Raw genomic sequence first — 22,957 nt, forward strand, 5'->3', positions numbered from 1 at the left:
ATTTAATAAATCACTTTTATCTTGAACAAATTCAATCATAATGCTTTGCGGATATTGCTCGTCTGTAGTTACAACCAATTCTCTTTTTCTAAATGTTGGACTTACTTGTTGCTCAGCGCCAACTACTTTTACTTTTCCTAAAACTTCCATAATTATTCTAAATTTATTGTTTTGCTAAAAGCACTTTCCAAGCGGTTAGCACTTCATTTTTATCTAAATATTCTTTTGCTAATTGGTGTTTTTTTACCTCATCATCAGCACTTATAACACCTTTTATTTCAAAATTTTGTTTGACAAATATAGTAATTTCTTCTTCACTTGGCAATGCTTCCACATTTCCTAATTTTCCCAAATCATTTCCGTCGAAAACACTACTTTCTTTGATAAAATTTGGAATCATATCAACGCCAATTCCTAATGTTGCAATAGGTTTTTCTACTTCAAAAAGTCCTTCTTTTGCTCTCGAATACCAATTGCCACCTAATCTCGATACCAAATCTATTTTGAAAGGATCAATTTGTCCTTCGGCATTTAAAACATCTTCGCTAATGTGCATTTTTACTACTTCACAAATAATCATATTTCCTGCGCCACCTTCTGTTCCAAGCGGTATAATTTGATTGACCTTGCATTCAAACTGAACCGGACTTTCAGCCACACGATAAGGTTTCACAATTTCAGATGGAATTGCTGTTAATCCTGATTTTGAAAACTCATTCACACCATTTGGATATTCTGTACTCGACAACGACATTTGTTGTACAATAGCATGGTTAACAACATTTATAACCACTTCACGCGTTTCTTCGCAGTTGATTAACGTGTGTTTTATGGTATTATCACGAACTCGTCGAGCAGGCGAAAAAACCAAAATCGGCGGATTTGAACTAAAAATATTGAAGAAACTAAAAGGCGACAAATTAGCTTTGCCATTTTTATCTTTTGTACTAGCAAAAGCTATTGGTCTCGGCGCAATAGCACTTTGCAAATACCCTTGCAATTTTACCGGAGAAAGTTCTTTTGGATCAAGTGTTAACATAAAAATTGAATTTGAACAAAGATAAGGATTCAATTGCAATGACAATTTCAAAATTCAATTTCAATTTAAAAAAATTCATTACTTTTAAACAAAATTTAGTGCATGCAGTTTTCCGAAAGAAAGAGTCTTACTCGTTGGATTTTAATTTTGTCTTCCTTTATTATTGTTTCATTAATATTATGGAACACCTATACTTTTTTTCAAATTTTTAAAAATGAAGAGCGTGTAAAAATGAGTCATTGGGCAATTGCTCAAAAGAAAATTAATAGTGTCGATGTAAACGCGGATTTAGAATTGCCGCTTGAAATTATTCAAAACGCATCAATTCCGATTATTCAAACACAAAATGATTCGATTATCAATACTGTCAATATTGAAGAAACAATTTTAAAAGACAAGACCAAGCTCAAAAAACTTTTGCAACAGCTAAAAAATCAAAACGAACCTATTGCAATTGAATATATTCCCGGAAAATTTCAGTATTTATATTATGGTGATTCTTCACTTTTGAGCAAATTAAAATATTATCCTGTAGCACTTTTATTGATTATTTTCTTGTTTGGAGCAGTTGTTTACAATTTTTACAAAAGCACCAAAATGGCAACCCAAAACAAACTTTGGGCTGGTATGGCAAAAGAAACCGCTCATCAAATAGGAACGCCATTATCCTCATTAATTGGTTGGCTCGAAATTATGAAAGCCGATAATGTAGATGAAACAACCGTTTCAGAAATCGAAAAAGATATTATTAGACTACAAACCATTACCGATAGATTTTCCAAAATTGGTTCGGAGCCAGTTTTAGAACCCAAAGATATTATTGAAGAAACAAAAGATTCCTACACGTATCTTCAATCGAGGTTTTCAAAACAAGTTGAATTTTCTTTTAAAGCACCAAAAAATCCAATTATTGTTCCCTTAAATTCAGCCTTACATAGTTGGACCATTGAGAATTTGGTAAAAAATGCGATTGATGCTATGAAAGGAAAAGGAAAACTAACAGTAAAAATTGTAGAGGAAGGGAAATTAGTAAAAATTTACGTTTCGGATACTGGAAAAGGAATTCCGCGAAACCAGTTTAGAAGTGTTTTTGAACCAGGTTTTACCACCAAAAAACGCGGTTGGGGATTAGGATTATCACTAACCAAAAGAATTGTAGAAGAATACCACAAAGGAAAAATAAAAGTCTTCGATTCAGAAATTGGAAAAGGAACTATTATGGAAGTTAGTTTTAAGAAACAAAAAAATCCCTAAAAAGGGACTTTCACTGCTAGCGCGAGCTTCTAGCTCGTGCATTTATATACTCAAAATATAAAAGTTTTATAAGTTGTTGTGGGCACGAGCTAGAAGCTCGCGCTAGCAAAAAAAGTAGAAAATTGAATATTTTATAATAGGTCAATAACAAAGTTAATTCTCTTTTCTCTTGAACTTTTTTGGTTTAGATTTTGAAACAAAAACTGCTTTTTGACCATCCCATTTGTAGGTTTCAGTGTGTTTTGTAACATCAAAAACATAAGTGTTTTTTTCTCCTGTTTCATCATCATTCACTGCTTCTTCAATAGTCTTTATAATAAAATCAGGTTTTCCGCCAACTTCTTTTGGAAAGATAAAATTTTCCGAATGATAAAAAACGCCAGCATCGCCAACTTCATATTTTTCAGGCAATTCTATAAATTCTTTTCCGTTCCAACCAAAATAATAATAGAATGATGGAATTCCGCAGGCTTCTCCGCTAAAACTAATTCGGTATATGTTTTTCAACTCTTTTAATCCAAGACTTCCAATGGTTTTGTTTTCAAAATAGCGACTATCACCAATAGCTTTTTTGGTAGTTTTTTGTCCAATAATCACATTTTTTTCGTCTAAAAGTTTTACTGTAATTGAAAAATTATCGACTTCATAATTCTCAGATTCTAGTTTTTTTTCAACTTTGTCTATTGTTGTTAAATAAGTGTAATTACCTTCTTTATGAAAACCAACAGCAACAAATCCTTTCCACAGAAAACCTTTGGCAATTGTTCCTAAACTAGTTTGATATTCAACTTCTACCCAAGAAACTTTTAAACCTTTAATTTCTAATTCATTATCTGTTGACTTAATCACTTTAATAGGTTTGCCAATTTGCAAAGAATCAATCAATTTGGCATTTATTGAAGGATTTTCGCGAACATAACAATTCTTTGCTCCAATAATTACTTCATAAGAATCATATTCGTTCCAATAATAATTGTGTAAACTTCTTTCTTGACTATAAGTGTTTAGTTGAAAGAAAAACAATAATGCAAAGAGAATATTTTTCATATAAATTGAATTAAAAAAAATTCCACAAACTTACACATGAAAGAGCAAATTTGTGGAATTAATTAATTTTTTATTTTCTTATAAATTACTTTGAACCAACGCAACTATTGCCTCAAATTCTTCTTTAGATAAGGCAACTTTTCGTTGAAAACGCATATCGTCCATATCTTGTAACGGAATTAAATGCACATGAACATGCGGAACTTCTAAACCAACAACAGCAACACCAATTCGCTTGCAATCAACTGATTTTTCGAGTGCTTTTGCTACTTTTCTAGAGAACTTCATTAATCCTAAATAATGCTCTTCTTCCATGTCAAAAATCTTGTTGATTTCTTGTTTCGGAATACAAAGTGTATGTCCTTTTGCATTTGGATTTACATCTAAAAATGCCAAATAATTTTCGTCTTCGGCTATTTTGTAGCAAGGAATTTCTCCGTTTACTATTTTGGTAAAAATTGAACTCATTTTTTTAAGGTTAGGAGTTTAAAAAGGTTAAGAGTTTAGAAGTTGGTTCAGAAGACTGATTTTTGAAAAGCACTTCGACTGCGCTCAGTGTGACAAAATTGAATTAATCGCGAGAAACCTCTAAAATTTCAAATTTTAAAGTTCCGTTCGGAACTGTAATTTCGGCAACTTCACCTACTGATTTTCCTAGTAAACCTTTTCCAATTGGAGAAGTTACAGATATTTTTCCTGTTTTTAAATCGGCTTCACTTTCGGCAACCAAAGTATATTTTAGTTCCATTCCGTTGGCTTGATTTTTAATTTTCACATTAGACAAAACCAAAACTTTAGAAACGTCAAGATGTGTTTCATCAATAAGTCTTGCGTTAGAATGAATTTCTTCTAATTTGGCAATTCTCATTTCTAACATTCCTTGTGCTTCTTTGGCAGCGTCATATTCTGCATTTTCCGACAAGTCGCCTTTATCTCTTGCTTCTGCAATGGCTTGTGAAGCTTTTGGACGTTCTATACTTTTAAGTTGATCTAATTCTTCTCTTAATTTTTTTAATCCTTCTGCGGTGTAATAAGATACTGTGCTCATAATTTCATCGTTTATATAAATAGAAAAAATCCCATTCTCGACGGGATTCCTTAGTACAAAGATAACTAAATTTTATTTTGTTGTATAATTAAATGTTAATCATATCGGATTCAAAGTTAAATAAATTAAATTTGTTATGTCAAAAAATTATTCTAAAAAATGAAAAATCTTTTACTAGCATTGATTTTGCTTCCTTTTATAAATGGTTGTACAAAAGACAAAGTAAGAAATACCAATCCTTATTTACCTAATTATTCGTTTACATTTCCTATCAACACTAACCTTGCTTCGTATTCTAAATTAAACTTTAACATGCAGCCTTTATATATTAATGTAGAGACTGTTGGAATAAAAGGAATCATCGTAATGAAAGTATCGGATACCGATTTTAGAGCTTGGGAAGCCAGTTGCCCTAATCAGTATCCGAGTGACTGTTCTACAATGGTTATAAGCGGATTGAACGCAAAATGCAACTGCGATAACCAAGAATATAGTTTGTTTACAGGTGTTGGTTCTTCGCAATATGCTATGAAGCCTTATAAAGTTGAAGTATTAAGCCCAACGAGCTTGGTGGTTTCTAACTAAAACTTCAACGTAATTCCTGCTAAAAAATTAATTCCTGCTTGTGGATAATAGTAAGGATATATATCATACATATAGCCGTTTGAAACATACTTTTTATCCAAAATATTATTAATTAATCCTGAAAAAACAATAGATTTGAATACCGATTTAGTTTTGTATTCGTAAGTAATATTTAAATCATTTACAAAATAACTTTCTAATTTAGACTCTGACGATTCGATATTGTTCATGTATTGCTCGCCTACAAATTTTGATAACCAATTAATTTGTAAACTTTCAAATGGTTGAAAAACAATACTATTTCCTCCAACTATACTTGGCGAAAATGCAATGTTTTTGTTTCCAAAATTTTCTCCAGCTACATCCAAATCTTGATTTTTATTTTCACTAATAGTTATGTTTGGTCTAACTATAAGTTTTTTTGAAAGTGAAATTGTAGCATCAATCTCGAGCCCTAATCGATAACTTTTCTCGCTATTAGATCGAATAGGATTTCCAACATCATCAAGATTCCCAGTCAAGATTAACTGGTCTTTGTAAAGCATGTAATAAAGATTGGTGTTGAATTTTATCTTGTTTGAATTATAACGCCAACCCAGTTCAAAATCGTTTAATTTTTCAGGTTTAGCAGCTCCGCCTTCGTAATCAGTTCTGTTAGGTTCACGATTAGCAATCGCAAAAGAAAAATAAAATTCATTTTTGGAGTTTACTGAATAAGTCAATCCTGTTTTTGGATTAAAAAAATGAAAGGTTTCATTCAAGTAACTTTCTTGAACACCATTGGCTTTATAATTTACTCTTCTATATTGCAAATCGCCAAAAAGACTTACTTCTTTAGTTAACTGATAATTGGCTTTTGCAAAAATAGTTCCGTCAGTTTTATAACCATAATCATCATAATAAGTGTCGCCCAATTCAAAAGAAGACGCATTTCTTGCCCAAATTACTTTTCCAAAATGATCGCCTAAATATTTGTTCCAACCACCACCAAAAATGAAATCGATTTTCTCTTTTTTATAATTTGTTGAAAAAGTCGCGCCATAAAAATCGTTGTCTAACCATTTTTGACGAATTAAATCAGTTCCTGGCACTAAGTTTCCATAACCATCATCAACAATTCCAGTTGTTAGAATGTTGTAATCATTGGTTGGCTCTTCATTTTTATAGTTTTCGAAATAACCTTTTCCTTTGGTATAATGAAAAGCTAAATTAGTTGACCAATTTTTAGTAATTTTTTCATTCCAATGTAACTGATAATGATCTTGTTGGTAATTATCGGTTTCGTTGTCATAAAAACGTTCGTTTCCATTTTCATCTGTAAAAATTCCAGCCGAATTAAAAGTTCTGTCCGTTTTTAAAGTTTCGCCATCAATTCCGTTCCATGATTGATATGTTTTTTCTGTTCCACCAAAAACCAAAGCTTTGATTAAAGTTGATTTGCCAACATAAGTTCCTTGTAGAAAATAAGATTTCAAATCGGAAGAAGCTCTGTCGATATATCCATCTGATTTTAAATTAGATACTCGACCTGCCAATTCAAAATGATCGTTCATCAATCCCGAACTGAATTTTACAGTATGCTTACGCGAATTGAAACTTCCAAAAGAATTAGAAATTTCGCCAGCACTTTTTTGTGAATAAGAATCAGTCAGCATATTTAAACTTGCACCAAAAGCTCCAGAACCATTAGTAGATGTTCCAACACCTCGCTGCAATTGTAAGCTTTCAACAGACGAAGCAAAATCGGGCATATTTACCCAAAAAGTACCATGACTTTCAGAATCATTGTAAGGAATACCGTTGATTGTAACATTCACACGAGTTGCATCGCTACCACGAACTCGAATTCCAGTATATCCAAAACCGTTTCCAGCATCAGAAGTCGTCACAACAGAAGGCAAATAATTCATTAGAATAGGAATGTCTTGTCCTAAATTTCGTTTCGCAATTTCTTTTTTGTCTAAATCGCTAAAACTTATAGGTGTTTTTTTGGTAATTCGAATTGCCGAAACTAAAACTTCGTCAAGTTGGTTTACTTTGGTTGAATCTTTTTCTTGACTAAAAATGAAGTTGGAAAATAGAAAATAGAAAATAGAAAATAGAGTTAAAACCCTTTTTTTCAATACGCTTTTTGCGCAGTTTTGGTTAAATAAAAATTCCATTCGTAAAATAATTTATACGAATAAAAAGAGGTAATTATTCTTGGTTAAAAAATAAAAATGTTTGTTTCCTGTGACAAAGGTCAGCGTGCACTCTGTTTTGTCACTTTTCCCTAAACAGCATTACCTGTTCTAGGTTCATTGGGTATAATCTCAGCTCGTAATTTAGAGCACCCCTTTTGAGACAGGGCAAAGATAGTTCAATATCAATGACAATTGCAATATCAATGAAAGAAAATTAAAAAAGGATTTGTTTTATGTTTATTTGACAGAACTCGGAATCACAGAAAATCTAAAAATTGATATTGTTTTTTGCAATTGATATTGCAATTTTACAACTCTGGTTTTTTCCTGTTTTGCTTTATTTCTGAATTGGTTGATTTGTCTTTCAGTCTTTTTTCAATGACTGATTTTGGGATTTTTGTAGCTTTTCTTTCTTTTGGAATGATTAACGATTTTTTTATGATTTCGAGAAAACGTTTGGTTACAATTTCTTTATTTTTTAGTTGACTTCTGTCTTCATCACAATTTAAAATAAGAATTCCTTCAGAAGTTAATTTGGATTTTAATTTCTTTTGAGATAGTTCTTTTTCTTCATCAGAAAGCGATTGTGAATTAAGCAAATCAAAAGTCAAAACAACTTTAGACGAAACTTTATTCACATTTTGTCCGCCAGCGCCAGAACTTCTAACGGCTTTGAAACTTAATTCAGAAATTATTTTTTCAATTTCCATTTTTATTGATCTATAGGTTGATGTGCTGGTTTCAACAAATCATTAACCGTTTTCACAGGATTGAAAGTTATTAATGGTACTTCTACAAAAATGGTTAACCATTTTGCCATGGCACCATTCCAAAGTCCCGGAAGTTCGAATGCATTATAAGGTTTTCCATTTTTATTTTTTTCTACAACAAAACCAGAATTAGCATCAATGTATTTTGTTAAATCAAATTTTTGCCCATTGTAATCTTTTATTCCGCACACCAAATCAACAGGGTTAAAATGAGTGGCGCTTTCAAATATTTTTATCTGATTTTCATCTTTAGTGTCTATTTGAGAAGATTCGATAATTTGCAGAAATGTTTTTCCTTTTTTATCTATTACCCAAAATGGGCCTCCGCCTGGTTCGCCTTCATTTTTTACCATTCCACACACACGAATTGGTCTGCTTAAAATAGTTTGAAGATGTTCTACTTTGCTTTCTTTGGTATATTTTACAAAATCTGGTTTTATAGAAATATTCAGTTTTGATTTTATATAATCAGCGATTTCGGCAATTTCTTCGTTGGAAATGGTTTGAGAATTTAAAATTTTCATAAACCTAAAAATCACTTCTTGATACTGAATTAAAACTCCTGCCAATGCTTTTTTGTAAAGAGCAATTTCATCAGCATGATTTTGAATTACATTGTCAATATTTTTTATAAAAATAATATCCGCATTTAGATTATTCAAGTTCTCAATCAAAGCACCATGACCGCCCGGACGGAAAAGAATCTGATTGTTCTCATCTCTAAAAGGATTTCCATCAATATCTACAGCAATAACATCTGTAGATTTATTTTGATACGAATATTTAACTTCTATTGCAACATTTGAACTGTTTTCAAGTCTTGGCTTAACATCGTTAATAATTGATTCAAAACTTTTTTGATGTTCTTCAGAAACGGTAAAGTGCAGATGTGATTTGGCATTAGAAGTTGCATAGTATAAACATTCTTTAAGATGCTCTTCAATTGCCGACGCAACATGAGATTTATACTGATGGAAAGGTAAGATTCCTTTTGGCTTATTGGCATAATCAAAATGATTATTTGAAAGCATTGTTTTAATAAATCCAAAATCACGTGTGTCTTTTTCCCACGAATCAAAATCAGGTAATGATGCTTTAGCTACTTTCAAAATATCATTATAGAAAGGAAATTTTTCTTTTGCCACCAAAAAAACGGGCAGATTTTTTTCTTTTTTTCTGTTTATATAAGCATTTATACTTTCTTCACCAAGCTTGAATTCATTCAAAAATTCATTTAAGAATTTAAACATTCTACTGGCAGCACCCGATGCTGGAACGAATTTTTTGAGCTTGAGATTTTCTTTTTTCTGATCAAAATAATTTGAAAAATAAGTAGCTTCTTCTTTTGATATTATGATAATTCCATCATTTATGGTGGCTGTTCTATCAAGATTTATTTTGGGAATACCATTTTTTAGGATATTAAATTGAAATTCAATGGTTTCGGCATTTATTTTTCTATTATAAATTTCGATAAAATCGTATGAATTGAAACCTAACTGTTTTGCTTTAGCTAGATCGTTTATAATTTTAGTAGCTTTTTCTAATCGTTCTTCTTTGTTTCCAGATAATTTTATATAGGGTTTTTTAAATTGTTTAATTGTTTTTTCAAAGGTTGCAAAAGTCGTTTCTCTATCGTCTGGCTTGTCTCTTATATCATCTGGCTCCCATTTAATATCAACGTCAGTTAAGAAAATTAAATCATAGTCATGCACAAGTGCCGCTTGATCTAAAATTGGATCGCAACTATTATAATATATATCAGAGAAAACTTTTGTAACTAAAGAATTAGTATCGCAAAAAAGAAATTTAGTAGCTTGAGAAAGTGCTTCATTTTCTAGTTTGATTTGCCCAATTGCTATAGGAATTAAATCTTCTTGGGAACAAATTTCTTGCTTCAAATCCCATTTATCTTGCAAATAATCGCGTGCAAATTCGGGTATCCAAATTGTATTGAATACTTCCGCTAATTGACTTGCCAAAGTTGTTTTTCCAGTAGATTCTGGTCCATACATTGCAATCTTGATTATCTCAGATTGTAATTGTTTAAGATTTTCTTCCATTCTAAATAAGCTAAAATAGCTAAAATTGTAAAAATTAAATATTGTAGCGACAACATTCCCAAACCTCTGTGAGCAAATAATGGAACCGCAATACAATCTCCAATTATCCACAAAGTCCAACTTTCTATTTTTTTGATTGCCATGTACCACATAGCTGTAAAAAATATTCCTGATGTAAAAATATCAATATAATTAGGAATTTCAAGTTTGTAATCGAAAAATTTGTAAACTAAATAAGTGATAAACATTGTGAGAATAAAAAAAATAAATCCTATTATTTTTTCTTTTGAATTGGTTCTCGTAATCAATAATTCAGTTTCTTTAGATTTAGACATCCATTTATACCAACCGTAAATACTCATTATGGAGTAGTAAGCATTCATAGTCATATCGCCAAAATAACTTGCTTGATACAACAAATAGACCGTGATAACTGTTGAAATTAATCCCGTTGGATAAACCCAAATATTTTCTTTTTTGGCACAATAGACACTGATTATTCCGAATACAAACGCTAAAAACTCCAAACAGATTTGATTTGTCGAAGCATTTTTATATTGTGAAATAAGGAAGTCTATCATTTTTAGTTGTCAAAAAAATTACTGTTATTTTCAAAAGCTGTTCCGATAACGACTATATCTGCTCCAGAAGAAAAAGTATTTTCAATCTCTTGTTTGGAACGAATGCCTCCACCTACAATCAACGGAATTTTTATGTTTTGAGAAACTAATGTAATCATTTCTTGTGGAACAGATAATGCTGCACCACTTCCAGCTTCTAAATAAATTAATTTATTGCCAATAAATTCTCCCGCTTGTGCTGTTTGCAATGCGTATTGGTGATTATTTCTATCTAAAGGTTTGGTTTTACTAACGCGTTCAACGGCAGTTTCATTACCACTTTCTATTAAAATATAACCTGTAGAAATCACTTCTAAATTGGTTTTATTCAGAATTGGAACAGCATTTATTTGATGTTCGATTAAATAATCTGGATTTCTACCTGATAATAAGGTTAGAAATAAAATTCCATCAGCTTCTTTAGAGATTTGAGAAGGATTTCCAGGAAATAATAGAATTGGTAAATTAATTTTCGATTTTAATTCAATGATTAATTCATCTAAATGTGTTCCATCAAAAGAACTTCCTCCAACAAAAATATGAGTTGCTGGCGATTGGTTTATTTTTTGAGTTAATTCTGATGTACTTTCAATCGAGACTTTGTCAGGATCAATGAGAATAGCAAGAAGTTTTTTGGCTTCCGATTTTGCTAATAGTATTTCATTGTAAATGTTTATCATGTGGTTTTCTCAAAGACGCTAAGGCGCAAAGTTGCAGTTTTATTTTTTAAAAGCGCAAACAAAGATATAATCTTCAATGGAATCAAATTGGATTTTGAAATTTTCTCCCGAAACTTCGGTATTGTTGTTGAACTTTAATGTTGCATTTGCTGTTTTATCTTCAAGTGAAAATGGAGTTTCTGAAATATGGTCGGGAAAACTTATTCCAACTTCGTTTTTAACTTTAAAAATACTTTCTTTTATTCCCCAAATTACGGTTGCTTTTTTGATTTTATCTTCGTCACTCAAATTTTCTAGATGAGAAACATCCATAAATCTTGGTGCAATTTTCAAGGTTTTTTCTTTTAATTTTTCAATGTCTAAACCAATATTTTCATCACTAATGGCAATTGCAGAAAATTCATGCGAATGCGAAATGGAAATATGAACGTCCTTAATACTACAACCTTGTGGTTTAATATGTGGTTTGCCTAATGAATCATAATACAAATCAAAATCAGTATAGTTTAGATGTTGCAATAACATTCTTACGGCTAAAAAACCTTTTTGATGGCTCTCCGATTTCATGTTTTCTAAACGAGCTTTTGAAGAATCTTTTAGTTTTACTTCACTTAATAACAAGTCTAATTCTTCTGTAATCTTCCAGAGATACAGTTTCGTATTGTTCGATAAATAAACGACTTTATGTAGTGGCATTTAGTATTTTGTTGTTTTTCAAAAGATTATGAAATTAAACATTTCACAAATTTTAAAATAAATTATTAAAATCAAAACCTATGTTGTAATTTTGCACCAAATTATAAAAAAAACAAATATACATAATAGATGAGTACACAAACATTACCATTTGTAGCTTACAAAGTTAAGGATATTAACCTTGCAGCTTGGGGAAGAAAAGAAATTGAATTGGCGGAAGCTGAAATGCCTGGGTTAATGGCGTTAAGAGCTGAATACAAAAACGAACAACCACTTGCTGGTGCTCGTATTGCTGGATGTCTTCACATGACTATTCAAACTGCAGTTTTAATTGAAACTTTAATTGCACTTGGTGCTGAAGTTACTTGGTCATCATGTAATATTTTCTCAACTCAAGATCAAGCTGCTGCTGCTATTGCTGCTGCTGGAATTCAGGTTTATGCTTGGAAAGGTTTAGATGAAGAGTCATTTGACTGGTGCATCGAACAAACATTATTCTTTGGTGAAGATAGAAAACCATTGAACATGATTCTTGATGATGGTGGAGATTTAACCAACATGGTTATTGATCGTTACCCAGAATTAGTTGCTGGAATCAAAGGTTTATCTGAAGAAACTACAACTGGAGTTCACCGTTTATACGAAAGAGTAAAAGCAGGAACTTTACCAATGCCTGCAATTAACGTTAATGATTCGGTTACTAAATCGAAATTTGATAACAAATATGGTTGTAAAGAATCTGCTGTTGATGCTGTGCGTCGTGCAACTGATATTATGTTAGCTGGTAAAAGAGTTGTTGTTTGTGGATACGGTGACGTTGGAAAAGGAACTGCTGCTTCTTTTAGAGGTGCAGGTTCAATTGTAACTGTAACTGAAATTGATCCAATTTGTGCTTTACAAGCTGCAATGGACGGTTTTGAAGTAAAAAAATTAAACACAGTTATTGCTAATGCTGATATCATCATTACAACAACTGGAAATAAAGATATCGTTCTTGGTGAGCACTTTGAGCAAATGAAAGATAAAACTATCGTTTGTAACATCGGTCACTTCGATAACGAAATTGATATGGCTTGGTTAAACAAAAACCACGGTGCATCTAAAGTTGAAATCAAACCACAAGTTGATAAATATACTATCGCTGGAAAAGATATTCTTATCTTAGCTGAAGGTCGTTTAGTGAATTTAGGTTGTGCAACTGGACATCCAAGTTTTGTAATGAGTAATTCGTTTACAAACCAAACTTTAGCTCAAATCGAGTTATGGAAAAACAGTGCAGCTTACAACAACGACGTTTATATGTTACCAAAACATTTAGATGAAAAAGTAGCTGCTTTACACTTAGCTAAATTAGGCGTTGAATTGGAAACATTACGTCAAGATCAAGCAGAATATATTGGTGTTGAAGTTGCTGGACCATTCAAACCAGAGTATTACAGATATTAATAAAGGTACGAAGTCAATATACGAAGTACGAAGTTATAAAAATAGAAAACCCCGATTTCAATTGAAGTCGGGGTTTTAATTTATATGAAAAAAGCCTCATTATAAGTGAGGCTTTTCTATTTATTCAGGATCTTTCATTACAAAAGATTCCATAAACTTTGTAGTATAATTTCCTGCTACATAATCTGGTTCATCCATTAATTGTCTGTGGAAAGGAATTGTGGTTTTGATACCTTCAATCACAAACTCGTCTAAAGCTCTTTTCATCTTGTTGATAGCTTCTTCTCTTGTTTGAGCAGTAGTAATCAACTTAGCAATCATTGAGTCGTAATTTGGCGGAATTGTGTAACCAGCATAAACGTGTGTGTCTAACCGAACTCCGTGACCACCTGGCGCATGAAGCGTTGTGATTTTTCCTGGAGAAGGTCTAAAATCATTATAAGGATCTTCAGCATTTATACGACATTCGATAGCATGAAGATTTGGAAAATAATTTTTACCCGAAATTGGAATTCCAGCCGCTACCATAATTTGCTCACGAATCAAATCATAATCAATAACTTGTTCGGTGATTGGATGTTCTACTTGAATTCTGGTATTCATTTCCATGAAATAGAAATTTCTATGTTTATCAACCAAAAATTCTACTGTTCCAGCACCTTCATATTTGATATATTCGGCAGCTTTTACAGCAGCTTCACCCATTTTTTTACGCAAATCATCTGTCATAAATGGCGAAGGCGTTTCTTCTGTTAATTTTTGATGACGACGTTGTACTGAACAATCTCTTTCAGAAAGGTGACATGCTTTTCCGTAAGCATCACCAACTACTTGAATTTCGATATGACGCGGTTCTTCAATTAATTTTTCAAGATACATTCCGTCATTTCCAAAAGCAGCAGCAGATTCTTGACGAGCGCCTTCCCAAGCTTTTAGTAAATCTTCTTGTTTCCATACGGCACGCATTCCTTTTCCGCCACCACCAGCAGTTGCTTTTAGCATTACAGGATAACCAAATTCACTTGCTAATTTTTCAGCTTGTTCGTATGATTCTAAAATCCCTACTGAACCGGGAACACATGGTACACCAGCTTCAATCATAGTTGACTTAGCCGAAGCCTTATCACCCATTCTATCAATCATTTCAGGAGAAGCACCGATAAATTTAATTCCGTGTTCTTGACAAATTTTTGAAAACTTAGCATTTTCAGAAAGGAAACCATATCCTGGATGAATTGCATCTGCATTTGTTATTTCGGCAGCAGCAATAATATTTGACATCTTTAGATAAGAAAGATTACTTGGAGGAGGACCAATACAAACGGCTTCATCAGCAAATTTTACATGAAGACTTTCTGCATCAGCTGTAGAATAAACAGCAACTGTCTTAATTCCCATCTCACGACAAGTTCTTATAACACGAAGTGCTATTTCACCTCTATTGGCAATAAGTATTTTTTTAAACATAATTTGTTTTTTAAAATTCAATAAACAAAACCCAAATTCCAAATTCTAAAGTCAAAATTTTTGGAATTTGGAATTTAAAATATTGGAATTTAAATTACGATGGATCTACTAAAAATAATGGTTGGTCAAATTCTACTGGAGACATGTCATCTACAAGAATTTTTACAATTTTTCCAGAAATTTCTGATTCAATTTCGTTGAATAATTTCATTGCTTCAATTACACAAAGAACGTCTCCTTTACCAATTGAGCTTCCAACCTCAACAAACATTGGTTTGTCTGGAGCTGGTTTTCTATAAAAAGTACCAATAATTGGAGATTTTATAGTTACATATTTAGAATTTTCATCAGAAGCAGCTGGAGTTGTGGCAACTGGAGCAATTGCAGGTGCTGCTTGAGGCAAAGCTTGTTGCATTGGTGCTTGTTGCACATAAGTTACATCATGTGAATTCCCTTCTAAAGTAGTTCTAATGGTGATTTTTACATCATCCATTTCTAATTTTACTTCGGCAACACCGGAGTTTGATACAAATTTGATTAGGTTTTGAATTTCTTTTAAATCCATAATTATTTGTTTTTAATTTTTAGTTTGTTTGTATTTTAATAAGCCCATTTAAGGTAGATCGATCCCCAAGTGAAACCTCCACCAAATGCGGCAAAAATTAGATTATCTCCTTTTTTGAATTTACTTTCAAAATCGTTTAATAATAATGGTAAGGTAGCCGAAGTTGTGTTACCATATTTTTCAATATTAATAAGAACTTTACTTTCGTCTAATTCCATTCTGCTAGCAGTTGCATCAATTATTCTTCTGTTAGCTTGATGTGCAATTAACCAATCTACGCTATCTTTAGTAAGATTGTTGCGTTCCATGATTATTGAGCTAACATCAGCCATTCCTGTAACAGCATATTTAAATACTGTTTTCCCATCTTGGAAAACGTAATGTTGGCTATTTTCAACGGTTTCTTTAGAAGCAGGAAGAATTGATCCGCCTGCATCAATTTTTAAATATTCGCGACCTATTCCGTCACTTCTTAAAAATTCGTCTTGTAAACCAAGACCCTCAGTATTTGGTTCAAATAGAACTGCTCCAGCACCATCTCCAAAAATGATACAAGTGGCTCTATCGGTATAATCAATTATTGAAGACATCTTATCTGCTCCAATTAATAATACTTTTTTATATCTTCCTGACTGAATGTATGCAGAAGCTGTTGACATTCCGTAAAGAAAACTTGAACAAGCTGCTTGCAAGTCGTAAGCAAAAGCATTGACAGCACCAATTTGTGTTGCTACATAAACTGCAGTTGCTGCAACTGGCATGTCTGGCGTAGCAGTTGCTACAATAACCATGTCTATTTCTTTAGGATCTAGACCGCTTTTTTCAATCAGATTTTGAGCCGCTTTTATTGCTAAAAAGGAGGTTCCTAACTTATCTCCTTTTAAAATTCTTCTTTCTTTTATACCTGTTCTTGTGGTGATCCATTCGTCGTTGGTATCAACCATTGTTTCTAACACTTTATTAGAAAGCACAAAATCAGGAACATAAGCACCGACAGCAGTAATTGCAGATGTAATAGTATTCATAAGTTTTAATTAGTTTCACAGCAAACCAAATCGATTTGCTACAAGTGGTGGAAATTACAAAAAAAAATTATACGAAATAGTTTTTTGAATGCTTATTTAGTTAAAATTATAAACAACAAAAAACTCCCACAAATGTGAGAGTCCATGTTTATAATTGTAAAAAAACACTACGCAAGCGCAACAGATTTGTCAATAACTACTTGACCTCTGTAATACATTTTACCTTCATGCCAGTAAGCTCTGTGGTATAAATGTGCTTCTCCAGTTACAGGACAAGTTGCAATTTGAGCAACTGTAGCTTTATAATGTGTTCTTCTCTTGTCTCTTCTTGTTTTGGAAATTTTTCTCTTAGGATGTGCCATTTTACTATATTATTTATCCGTTAATAGATTTTTTAGTTTGTCCCAACGCGGGTCTGTATTCTCTTCTTTTACTTCTTTTTTATTTTCTTTGATGGTGTGTTCTTTCAACTTTTCTAGAGCTGGAGTGTTTAAAGTTCCATCTTTTATACCTGGATGAACACGTTTTAGAGGAACTGAAAGAACAATCATTTCATAAATGTATTGAGAAATATCTAGTTGATGTTCGCCATGTGGCAAAATCAATAATTCTTCATTATCATTATTAAATGTATCTCCAAACTGTACAACTAGTCTAATTTTGCTTTTGATTGGCAAATCAAACATCTCACTTGTCAAATCACATGGAACATGAACAGTTCCTTTGTGCTTTAAATCAAGTTCGAGCATTGTACTTTTCTTTTCTAAAACTGCCTCAACTTTGATATCACAACTTTCAAAATCGTCATACTCAAAGTTATCAAAGAACGCTTTACTTATTTGATATTCAAACTTATGTTTTCCTAATTTTAAACCAACAAAAGGAATTAGGAATTCGTTTAATTGTTTCATTTCAATATCAATTTTCCCTACTTTATGGGAGCGCAAAGATATAAAATTATTGAATAAATAAAACTGTTAAGCATTTTTTTTATTTAATATTTTTTTTCTTCTTGCTTTTCCCTTATTTTCATTGGATTTTGGCTTATGCTTTCATACTGATTTCTCGAATGAAATATATCAATTGCCAGATAAACAGCTTCTTTAAACGAATTAAAATCGGCCATATTCTTCCCAGCAATTTCATAAGCAGTTCCATGATCTGGAGAAGTTCTAATTTTATTTAAACCTGCTGTGTAATTTACGCCTTTACCAAAAGACAATGTTTTAAACGGAATTAATCCTTGATCATGATAAGTTGCCAGTATTGCATCGTACTTTTCATACTGATTACTTCCAAAAAAACCATCCGCTGGAAAAGGCCCAAAAACCAATGTTCCTTTATCGAATATTTTCTTTAATGTCGGTTTTAAAATTTCTTCTTCTTCTTTTCCGATAACACCACCATCACCTGCATGTGGATTCAATCCTAAAACAGCAATTTTTGGTTTATTAATGCTAAAATCTTGAATCAACGTTTTTTTGATGGTTTCGATTTTTTGTGTTATTAATGATTCTGTTAAATGTTTTGCCACTTCGTTTACAGGAATATGATCAGTTAACAAACCAACTCTCAAATCATCTTGAACCATAAGCATTAGAGCATTTCCTTCTAATTCTCTATCCAAATAATCTGTATGCCCTGGAAATTTAAATTCTTCAGACTGAATGTTGTACTTATTGATTGGTGCGGTAACTAAAACATCTATTAAACCTTCTTTTAAAGCTTTGGTTGCGGCAACAAAAGATTTTATTGCATATTTCCCAACTGTTTCGTCATTAGCTCCAAAATTAATATCAAAACCTTCTCTCCAAACATTTAATACATTTATTTTTCCAACAACTACCTGGTCTAATCTATCAATTCCGTGAAGCATTGCTGTTGATTCGAAACTTTTTCTAACAAAAGAAATTGTTTTTACGTTAGCAAAAATAACTGGAGTACATAACTCTAACATTCTTGAATCCTCAAAAGTTTTGAGCACGACTTCGCTTCCAATACCGTTTAAATCTCCAATTGAAATTCCTACGATTATATTTTCTGCCTTTTTTATCATTTGTAAACGTTATTTATTGCTATTTTTGAAGTTGCAAATTTAGTAAAATAAAACAAGAATGTTTACAGGAATAATAGAAACACTTGGCACAGTTCAAGAAATAAGAAAAAACGAGGATAATTACGATATTACAATAGCTTCTTCGATTACAAATGAGTTAAAAGTAGACCAAAGTGTTGCACATAATGGTGTTTGTTTGACTGTTGTGTCAATTTCAGATTCAAAATATACAGTAACTGCTATTAAAGAAACGATTCAAAAAACAAATTTAAGTGATTGGAGTGTTGGTGATTTAGTCAATCTAGAAAGAGCTATGAAACTTGGAGACAGACTTGATGGCCACATTGTACAAGGTCATGTTGACCAAATAGGGACTTGTATAAATATTGAAAACGCTAACGGAAGTTGGTATTTTACTTTTGAATACAACCCAGATTTGAAGAATCTAACTATTGAAAAAGGTTCAATTACTGTAAATGGAGTGAGCTTAACCGTTGTGAATTCTAAAAAAAATGAATTTAGTGTAGCTATTATCCCATACACATATGAAAACACCAATTTCAAGTCTATAAAAATTGGAACAAAAATAAATTTAGAATTTGATGTTATTGGTAAGTACATTACAAAATTGCAAAGTAACTACTAGTAAAAAACAAAAAACTTCAAATTTACTTTGAAGTTTTTATCATTTTATTGTTATATATTTTGTAAATTCCGAAAGCTAAGGAAACAACTAATAAGACATATATATTTCCATCAATAGGCAAACCAACAGGCGGAGCAGCCGGCGGCGGCGGCGGACCTTGCTTAGCTTGTGAAGCAATTGTAACAAAAAACAATACAACTGCAAAAAATGGCTTACTCACTATTTTATTCATAAGATTGTAAAACTAAATAAATTTTAAACTTAACAAAATTAAACTTCTGTCAAATTGAAATTATCTCTAAATTAGGGACAAAAATACAATTTCAAATGGAAAAAAAAATTTTTTTTGATTAAAACTCAAAAAAAAAAACGTTTTAATAACAATCTCTACTTCATTTTATAAAAAAACCGTCTAGAAAAATTCTAAACGGTTTGGAGGTGGTCCCACTTGGAATCGAACCAAGCACCTACTGATTATGAGTCAGTTGCTCTAACCGAATGAGCTATAGGACCTTTATTGAGGTTGCAATATTACTACTATTTTTGATTTGTTGCAACTTTTTTATGAGTATTAATGTTCAAAATTAAATTATACTGAAAATAATAATTCTGAAAAGATTGATTCTTATTCGTTTAGCCAAAATTTATTTAATTTCTTGACAAAGTTCAACCAAAACGCCATTTGTTGTTTTTGGATGCAAAAAAACCACTAACTTATTATCAGCTCCTTTTTTTGGAATTTCATTTAAAACTACAAATCCTTCACCTTTCAATCGGATTACTTCTTTTTCAATATCTTCTACATCAAAAGCTATGTGATGGATTCCTTCTCCTTTTTTTTCTATAAATTTTGCAATTGGACTATCCGGATTTGTAGCTTCTAATAACTCTATTTTATTAGGTCCATTCATAAAAAAGGAGGTCTTCACACCTTCGCTTGCGACTTCTTCTTGTTTGTAAGCAGGTGCTCCAAATAATTTTTCGAAAACTAAATTTGACGTTTCTAAATCTTTTACTGCAATACCAATATGTTCGATTTTTCTCATTGATTCACTTATTTGATAGCAAAGTTAATAATTCAATCTGGCAACTACTAATGATTTTTGTCATAAGTCGTGTTTAGATTTATCTACTATAATTTAAAAATTGTATTTTTGCAGCATGGAAACAAATAGACAGAAAAAAATTGGTGGCGTTCTACAAAAAGATTTGGTAGATATTTTGCAAGGTGAAATAAGAAAAAACGGAATTTCTAATTTGGTTATTTCTGTTTCTAAAGTTGTCGTTACTACCGATTTGTCAGTAGCATCCGTGCATTTGAGTATTTTTCCGCAAGAAAAAGCTGCTGAAACATTGGCTGCTATCAAAAGTAATACTCCATTAATAAAACACGATTTGTCACAACGTGTTAAATTGCAATTGCGTAAAGTTCCGAATTTGACTTTTTACATCGATGATTCATTAGATTATATTGAAAAAATCGATAATGCTCTGAAAATGAAAGAGAATCCAATTGAAAATCGTGACTTATTAGAACGTAGAAAGAAATTTTAAAAAATTGAATTTCCCTTTATACATAGCCAAACGATACCTTAAAAGTGCCAGCAAAAACAATGCAATAAACATTATAAATGGAATTGCGTCACTTGGAATAATCGTTGGTGCAATGGCTTTGTTTGTGGTTTTATCCGTTTTTAGTGGATTAAAAGATTTTAGTTTGTCTTTCAGTAATGATTCCGACCCTGATTTGAAAGTTAGCGCTACATTGGGTAAATCATTTTACGTTTCTGCTATACAAAACGAAAAACTTCTAAAAATAAATGGCATTGCAGCTTCTAGCAAAGTTCTAGAAGACAGAGTACTTTTTATGTTTGACGGAAAAGAAATTGTTACTTATCTCAAAGGAGTTGATGCTTCTTATGGCAAAGTAAACGATGTAAAAAAAACTATTTTTCAAGGCGATTGGCTCGAACCCAATACAACACAAGTAGTGGTTGGTTATGGAATTTCGCAAAAACTATCGTTAGGATTATTTGAATTTAATCATCCATTTGAAGTTTTTGTTCCAAGACCAGGAAAAGGCGCCATAGAAAATCCTGAACAAGCTTTTAATAAAACCACTATTGCTCCAGTTGGAATATATGCTATAAGTGAAGATTTGGACAGCAAATATGTATATGCGGATTTAGGCTTAGCGCAAAATTTACTCGAATACAAATCAAATCAAATTTCGGCTATCGAATTGAAATTGAGACCTAATTCAGATGAAGAAATTATTAAAAAAGAACTTCAATCTATCTTCAATAATAAAGTAACGGTAAAAAATAGAGCACAACTCAATGATTCGTTATACAAAATGCTCAATACCGAAAATATTGCAGTTTATTTGATTTTTACTTTAGTAATTATTATCGCGTTATTCAATCTTATTGGCGCGTTAATAATGATGATTTTGGACAAAAAAGAAAATCTGAAAACACTTTACAACCTTGGAGCAGAAGTCAAAAATTTACGTAAAATATTCTTGTTACAAGGAACGTTACTAAGTGTTTTTGGCGGAATTATTGGTTTACTATTAGGAATTATAATTGTATTACTTCAGCAACAATTTCAATTTATCATGATTACGCCAACTTTGGCTTACCCGATTGTTTTTAGTATTCAAAATGTACTAATTGTATTTACAACTATTGTCTTGCTAGGTTTTATTGCAAGTTTTATTGCAAGCAGTAGAGTAACTAAAAAATTGTTGGATTAAAAAACCTGATAATCAGCGTAAACTTCTTGAATTTCGTCTAAAGCTTTAAACAAAACTTCTGGGTCTTCTATAGTTACCAACTTTAATCTAAACTCTTTAAAATTCGCAATTCCTTTGAAATAATTCGTGTAATGACGACGCATTTCTACAATTCCAAGGCGTTCACCTTTCCAATCCATTGACCACGTTAGATGGTTCCTAGCAGCTTCTACTCTATCGGCAATTGTTGGTTTTGCTAAATGTTCACCAGTTGTGAAATAATGTTTAATTTCATTAAAAATCCATGGATAACCAATGGCAGCACGACCAATCATCATACCATCAAGACCGAATTTGTTTTTATATTCTAATGCTTTTTCTGGAGAATCGATATCGCCATTTCCAAAGATTGGCATCGTAATTCTAGGGTTGTTTTTTACACGTTCAATATGACTCCAATCAGAATGCCCTTTATACATTTGCGCACGAGTTCTCGCGTGAACTGTTAAAGCTTGAACACCAATATCCTGTAATCGCTCTGCAACCTCATCAATATTTATAGAATTTTCATCCCAACCCAAACGCGTTTTCACCGTTACCGGAAGACTTGTACCTTTAATTACCGCTTTTGTCAAACGCACCATCAAATCTACATCTTTCAAAACGCCTGCGCCTGCGCCTTTACAAACTACTTTTTTTACGGGACATCCAAAATTGATATCCACCAAATCGGGTTGAACAGTATCAACAATTCGTGAGGACATTTCCATCGCTTCTTCATCGCCACCAAATATTTGGATTCCAACTGGACGTTCATAATCAAAAATATCTAATTTCTGACGACTTTTTACAGCATCACGAATCAATCCTTCCGAAGAAATAAATTCAGAATACATCAAATCTGCACCGTGCAATTTGCACAACCTACGAAATGGCGGATCACTCACGTCTTCCATCGGCGCAAGTAATAGCGGAAAATCTGGTAATATGATGTTGCCTATTTTGGGCATTGAACTATTTTTTTTGCAAA

26 protein-coding genes, 1 tRNA gene and 1 riboswitch are annotated in these 22,957 nt (G+C 32.0%); of the genes, 6 read left to right on the forward strand and 21 right to left on the reverse strand.

Annotated elements, in window-relative coordinates:
* On the reverse strand, nucleotides 1-150 hold a 150-nt coding region (locus O9267_RS09630), incomplete at its 3' end, for a DUF3127 domain-containing protein (protein WP_298178929.1).
* Between the two features lie 13 nt (nucleotides 151-163).
* Nucleotides 164-1,039 carry a flavin reductase family protein gene (locus O9267_RS09635; protein WP_298178656.1) on the reverse strand — a complete coding sequence of 292 codons (876 nt, stop codon included), beginning with the start codon at nucleotides 1,037-1,039 and terminating at the stop codon, nucleotides 164-166.
* 102 nt (nucleotides 1,040-1,141) lie between these two features.
* Here O9267_RS09635 and O9267_RS09640 point away from each other — a divergent pair, with 102 nt between their 5' ends.
* Nucleotides 1,142-2,293: a HAMP domain-containing sensor histidine kinase gene (locus O9267_RS09640; protein WP_298178658.1), complete on the forward strand. Its 1,152-nt coding sequence runs from the start codon at nucleotides 1,142-1,144 to the stop codon at nucleotides 2,291-2,293.
* 153 nt (nucleotides 2,294-2,446) lie between these two features.
* On the opposite strand, the gene O9267_RS09645 is transcribed toward O9267_RS09640, so the two are convergent.
* From O9267_RS09645 to greA, 3 genes are all read right to left on the reverse strand, one after another.
* Entirely contained in the window at nucleotides 2,447-3,340 is an 894-nt protein-coding gene (locus O9267_RS09645) for a hypothetical protein (RefSeq protein WP_298178659.1), read from the reverse strand.
* Nucleotides 3,341-3,418: 78 nt separating this feature from the next.
* Nucleotides 3,419-3,808, reverse strand: coding sequence for an HIT family protein (locus O9267_RS09650; protein WP_298178662.1), 390 nt, complete (start codon nucleotides 3,806-3,808; stop codon nucleotides 3,419-3,421).
* A gap of 103 nt (nucleotides 3,809-3,911) precedes the next feature.
* Nucleotides 3,912-4,388, reverse strand: a complete 477-nt coding sequence (gene greA, locus O9267_RS09655) for a transcription elongation factor GreA (RefSeq protein WP_298178664.1) — start codon at nucleotides 4,386-4,388, stop codon at nucleotides 3,912-3,914.
* A gap of 159 nt (nucleotides 4,389-4,547) precedes the next feature.
* Between greA and O9267_RS09660 the strand changes: the two genes are divergently transcribed.
* Nucleotides 4,548-4,973 carry a hypothetical protein gene (locus O9267_RS09660; RefSeq protein ID WP_298178667.1) on the forward strand — a complete coding sequence of 142 codons (426 nt, stop codon included), beginning with the start codon at nucleotides 4,548-4,550 and terminating at the stop codon, nucleotides 4,971-4,973.
* On the opposite strand, the gene O9267_RS09665 is transcribed toward O9267_RS09660, so the two are convergent.
* The 6 genes from O9267_RS09665 to O9267_RS09690 form a co-directional block, all read right to left on the reverse strand.
* Nucleotides 4,970-7,135: a TonB-dependent receptor gene (locus O9267_RS09665; RefSeq protein ID WP_298178669.1), complete on the reverse strand. Its 2,166-nt coding sequence runs from the start codon at nucleotides 7,133-7,135 to the stop codon at nucleotides 4,970-4,972. The genes O9267_RS09660 and O9267_RS09665 overlap by 4 nt on opposite strands.
* 88 nt (nucleotides 7,136-7,223) lie before the next feature.
* Nucleotides 7,224-7,320: riboswitch (TPP riboswitch) on the reverse strand.
* A 144-nt stretch (nucleotides 7,321-7,464) separates the two neighbouring features.
* Nucleotides 7,465-7,866 (reverse strand): alternative ribosome rescue aminoacyl-tRNA hydrolase ArfB, encoded by a 402-nt coding sequence (gene arfB, locus O9267_RS09670; protein ID WP_298178671.1) that lies wholly within the window; start codon nucleotides 7,864-7,866, stop codon nucleotides 7,465-7,467.
* 2 nt (nucleotides 7,867-7,868) lie between these two features.
* Nucleotides 7,869-9,989, reverse strand: coding sequence for a DUF4301 family protein (locus O9267_RS09675; protein WP_298178674.1), 2,121 nt, complete (start codon nucleotides 9,987-9,989; stop codon nucleotides 7,869-7,871).
* Entirely contained in the window at nucleotides 9,953-10,570 is a 618-nt protein-coding gene (pnuC, locus tag O9267_RS09680; protein WP_298178679.1) for a nicotinamide riboside transporter PnuC, read from the reverse strand. Before pnuC ends, O9267_RS09675 begins: the two co-directional genes overlap by 37 nt.
* Nucleotides 10,571-10,572: 2 nt before the next feature.
* Nucleotides 10,573-11,289 (reverse strand): geranylgeranylglyceryl/heptaprenylglyceryl phosphate synthase, encoded by a 717-nt coding sequence (locus tag O9267_RS09685; protein WP_298178682.1) that lies wholly within the window; start codon nucleotides 11,287-11,289, stop codon nucleotides 10,573-10,575.
* A 39-nt stretch (nucleotides 11,290-11,328) separates the two neighbouring features.
* Nucleotides 11,329-11,985 carry a 4'-phosphopantetheinyl transferase superfamily protein gene (locus tag O9267_RS09690; RefSeq protein WP_298178685.1) on the reverse strand — a complete coding sequence of 219 codons (657 nt, stop codon included), beginning with the start codon at nucleotides 11,983-11,985 and terminating at the stop codon, nucleotides 11,329-11,331.
* Nucleotides 11,986-12,114: 129 nt separating this feature from the next.
* Here O9267_RS09690 and ahcY point away from each other — a divergent pair, with 129 nt between their 5' ends.
* Nucleotides 12,115-13,431, forward strand: a complete 1,317-nt coding sequence (gene ahcY / locus O9267_RS09695; protein WP_298178686.1) for an adenosylhomocysteinase — start codon at nucleotides 12,115-12,117, stop codon at nucleotides 13,429-13,431.
* Nucleotides 13,432-13,551: 120 nt separating this feature from the next.
* Here ahcY and accC read toward each other — a convergent pair whose 3' ends face one another.
* From accC to pdxA, 6 genes are all read right to left on the reverse strand, one after another.
* On the reverse strand, nucleotides 13,552-14,898 hold the full coding sequence (accC, locus tag O9267_RS09700) for an acetyl-CoA carboxylase biotin carboxylase subunit (protein WP_298178690.1): 1,347 nt from the start codon (nucleotides 14,896-14,898) through the stop codon (nucleotides 13,552-13,554).
* Between the two features lie 94 nt (nucleotides 14,899-14,992).
* On the reverse strand, nucleotides 14,993-15,463 hold the full coding sequence (gene accB / locus O9267_RS09705; protein WP_298178692.1) for an acetyl-CoA carboxylase biotin carboxyl carrier protein: 471 nt from the start codon (nucleotides 15,461-15,463) through the stop codon (nucleotides 14,993-14,995).
* Between the two features lie 35 nt (nucleotides 15,464-15,498).
* Nucleotides 15,499-16,488, reverse strand: coding sequence for a beta-ketoacyl-ACP synthase III (locus O9267_RS09710; protein ID WP_298178696.1), 990 nt, complete (start codon nucleotides 16,486-16,488; stop codon nucleotides 15,499-15,501).
* A 167-nt stretch (nucleotides 16,489-16,655) separates the two neighbouring features.
* On the reverse strand, nucleotides 16,656-16,850 hold the full coding sequence (rpmF, locus tag O9267_RS09715; protein ID WP_298178698.1) for a 50S ribosomal protein L32: 195 nt from the start codon (nucleotides 16,848-16,850) through the stop codon (nucleotides 16,656-16,658).
* A 9-nt stretch (nucleotides 16,851-16,859) separates the two neighbouring features.
* Nucleotides 16,860-17,399: a DUF177 domain-containing protein gene (locus O9267_RS09720; protein WP_298178701.1), complete on the reverse strand. Its 540-nt coding sequence runs from the start codon at nucleotides 17,397-17,399 to the stop codon at nucleotides 16,860-16,862.
* An 83-nt stretch (nucleotides 17,400-17,482) separates the two neighbouring features.
* Nucleotides 17,483-18,544: a 4-hydroxythreonine-4-phosphate dehydrogenase PdxA gene (gene pdxA / locus O9267_RS09725; protein WP_298178703.1), complete on the reverse strand. Its 1,062-nt coding sequence runs from the start codon at nucleotides 18,542-18,544 to the stop codon at nucleotides 17,483-17,485.
* 58 nt (nucleotides 18,545-18,602) lie between these two features.
* Here pdxA and O9267_RS09730 point away from each other — a divergent pair, with 58 nt between their 5' ends.
* Nucleotides 18,603-19,190 (forward strand): riboflavin synthase, encoded by a 588-nt coding sequence (locus tag O9267_RS09730; RefSeq protein ID WP_298178706.1) that lies wholly within the window; start codon nucleotides 18,603-18,605, stop codon nucleotides 19,188-19,190.
* A gap of 22 nt (nucleotides 19,191-19,212) precedes the next feature.
* On the opposite strand, the gene O9267_RS09735 is transcribed toward O9267_RS09730, so the two are convergent.
* The 3 genes from O9267_RS09735 to mce form a co-directional block, all read right to left on the reverse strand.
* On the reverse strand, nucleotides 19,213-19,422 hold the full coding sequence (locus O9267_RS09735) for a hypothetical protein (protein WP_298178708.1): 210 nt from the start codon (nucleotides 19,420-19,422) through the stop codon (nucleotides 19,213-19,215).
* Nucleotides 19,423-19,629: 207 nt separating this feature from the next.
* Nucleotides 19,630-19,703: transfer RNA gene (locus tag O9267_RS09740), tRNA-Ile, on the reverse strand.
* Between the two features lie 131 nt (nucleotides 19,704-19,834).
* A complete protein-coding gene (gene mce, locus O9267_RS09745; protein ID WP_298178711.1) occupies nucleotides 19,835-20,236 on the reverse strand; it encodes a methylmalonyl-CoA epimerase in 402 nt (133 codons plus the stop codon).
* A 115-nt stretch (nucleotides 20,237-20,351) separates the two neighbouring features.
* Here mce and rbfA point away from each other — a divergent pair, with 115 nt between their 5' ends.
* Both rbfA and O9267_RS09755 read left to right on the forward strand, forming a co-directional pair.
* Entirely contained in the window at nucleotides 20,352-20,744 is a 393-nt protein-coding gene (rbfA, locus tag O9267_RS09750) for a 30S ribosome-binding factor RbfA (RefSeq protein ID WP_298178714.1), read from the forward strand.
* A gap of 4 nt (nucleotides 20,745-20,748) precedes the next feature.
* A complete protein-coding gene (locus O9267_RS09755) occupies nucleotides 20,749-21,948 on the forward strand; it encodes an FtsX-like permease family protein (RefSeq protein WP_298178718.1) in 1,200 nt (399 codons plus the stop codon).
* On the opposite strand, the gene dusB is transcribed toward O9267_RS09755, so the two are convergent.
* The gene (gene dusB / locus O9267_RS09760; protein ID WP_298178721.1) at nucleotides 21,945-22,937 is read right to left on the reverse strand and encodes a tRNA dihydrouridine synthase DusB; all 993 of its coding nucleotides are present in this window, start codon (nucleotides 22,935-22,937) and stop codon (nucleotides 21,945-21,947) included. The genes O9267_RS09755 and dusB overlap by 4 nt on opposite strands.
* Nucleotides 22,938-22,957 lie beyond the last annotated feature (20 nt).

It is taken from the genome of Flavobacterium sp., from assembly GCF_027531705.1.
GTDB lineage: Bacteria > Bacteroidota > Bacteroidia > Flavobacteriales > Flavobacteriaceae > Flavobacterium.

Excerpts from the sequence above, each read along its gene's own strand:
- pnuC (WP_298178679.1), bottom strand. The coding sequence starts at position 10,570 with ATGATAGACTTCCTTATTTCACAATATAAAAATGCTTCGACAAATCAA.
- dusB (WP_298178721.1), bottom strand. The coding sequence starts at position 22,937 with ATGCCCAAAATAGGCAACATCATATTACCAGATTTTCCGCTATTACTT.
- O9267_RS09690 (WP_298178685.1), bottom strand. The coding sequence starts at position 11,985 with ATGCCACTACATAAAGTCGTTTATTTATCGAACAATACGAAACTGTAT.
- O9267_RS09675 (WP_298178674.1), bottom strand. The coding sequence starts at position 9,989 with ATGGAAGAAAATCTTAAACAATTACAATCTGAGATAATCAAGATTGCA.
- arfB (WP_298178671.1), bottom strand. The coding sequence starts at position 7,866 with ATGGAAATTGAAAAAATAATTTCTGAATTAAGTTTCAAAGCCGTTAGA.
- O9267_RS09735 (WP_298178708.1), bottom strand. The coding sequence starts at position 19,422 with ATGAATAAAATAGTGAGTAAGCCATTTTTTGCAGTTGTATTGTTTTTT.
- O9267_RS09720 (WP_298178701.1), bottom strand. The coding sequence starts at position 17,399 with ATGAAACAATTAAACGAATTCCTAATTCCTTTTGTTGGTTTAAAATTA.
- pdxA (WP_298178703.1), bottom strand. The coding sequence starts at position 18,544 with ATGATAAAAAAGGCAGAAAATATAATCGTAGGAATTTCAATTGGAGAT.
- rbfA (WP_298178714.1), top strand. The coding sequence starts at position 20,352 with ATGGAAACAAATAGACAGAAAAAAATTGGTGGCGTTCTACAAAAAGAT.
- mce (WP_298178711.1), bottom strand. The coding sequence starts at position 20,236 with ATGAGAAAAATCGAACATATTGGTATTGCAGTAAAAGATTTAGAAACG.
- ahcY (WP_298178686.1), top strand. The coding sequence starts at position 12,115 with ATGAGTACACAAACATTACCATTTGTAGCTTACAAAGTTAAGGATATT.
- rpmF (WP_298178698.1), bottom strand. The coding sequence starts at position 16,850 with ATGGCACATCCTAAGAGAAAAATTTCCAAAACAAGAAGAGACAAGAGA.
- O9267_RS09650 (WP_298178662.1), bottom strand. The coding sequence starts at position 3,808 with ATGAGTTCAATTTTTACCAAAATAGTAAACGGAGAAATTCCTTGCTAC.
- accC (WP_298178690.1), bottom strand. The coding sequence starts at position 14,898 with ATGTTTAAAAAAATACTTATTGCCAATAGAGGTGAAATAGCACTTCGT.
- accB (WP_298178692.1), bottom strand. The coding sequence starts at position 15,463 with ATGGATTTAAAAGAAATTCAAAACCTAATCAAATTTGTATCAAACTCC.
- greA (WP_298178664.1), bottom strand. The coding sequence starts at position 4,388 with ATGAGCACAGTATCTTATTACACCGCAGAAGGATTAAAAAAATTAAGA.
- O9267_RS09640 (WP_298178658.1), top strand. The coding sequence starts at position 1,142 with ATGCAGTTTTCCGAAAGAAAGAGTCTTACTCGTTGGATTTTAATTTTG.
- O9267_RS09685 (WP_298178682.1), bottom strand. The coding sequence starts at position 11,289 with ATGATAAACATTTACAATGAAATACTATTAGCAAAATCGGAAGCCAAA.
- O9267_RS09660 (WP_298178667.1), top strand. The coding sequence starts at position 4,548 with ATGAAAAATCTTTTACTAGCATTGATTTTGCTTCCTTTTATAAATGGT.
- O9267_RS09730 (WP_298178706.1), top strand. The coding sequence starts at position 18,603 with ATGTTTACAGGAATAATAGAAACACTTGGCACAGTTCAAGAAATAAGA.
- O9267_RS09665 (WP_298178669.1), bottom strand. The coding sequence starts at position 7,135 with ATGGAATTTTTATTTAACCAAAACTGCGCAAAAAGCGTATTGAAAAAA.
- O9267_RS09635 (WP_298178656.1), bottom strand. The coding sequence starts at position 1,039 with ATGTTAACACTTGATCCAAAAGAACTTTCTCCGGTAAAATTGCAAGGG.
- O9267_RS09710 (WP_298178696.1), bottom strand. The coding sequence starts at position 16,488 with ATGAATACTATTACATCTGCAATTACTGCTGTCGGTGCTTATGTTCCT.
- O9267_RS09645 (WP_298178659.1), bottom strand. The coding sequence starts at position 3,340 with ATGAAAAATATTCTCTTTGCATTATTGTTTTTCTTTCAACTAAACACT.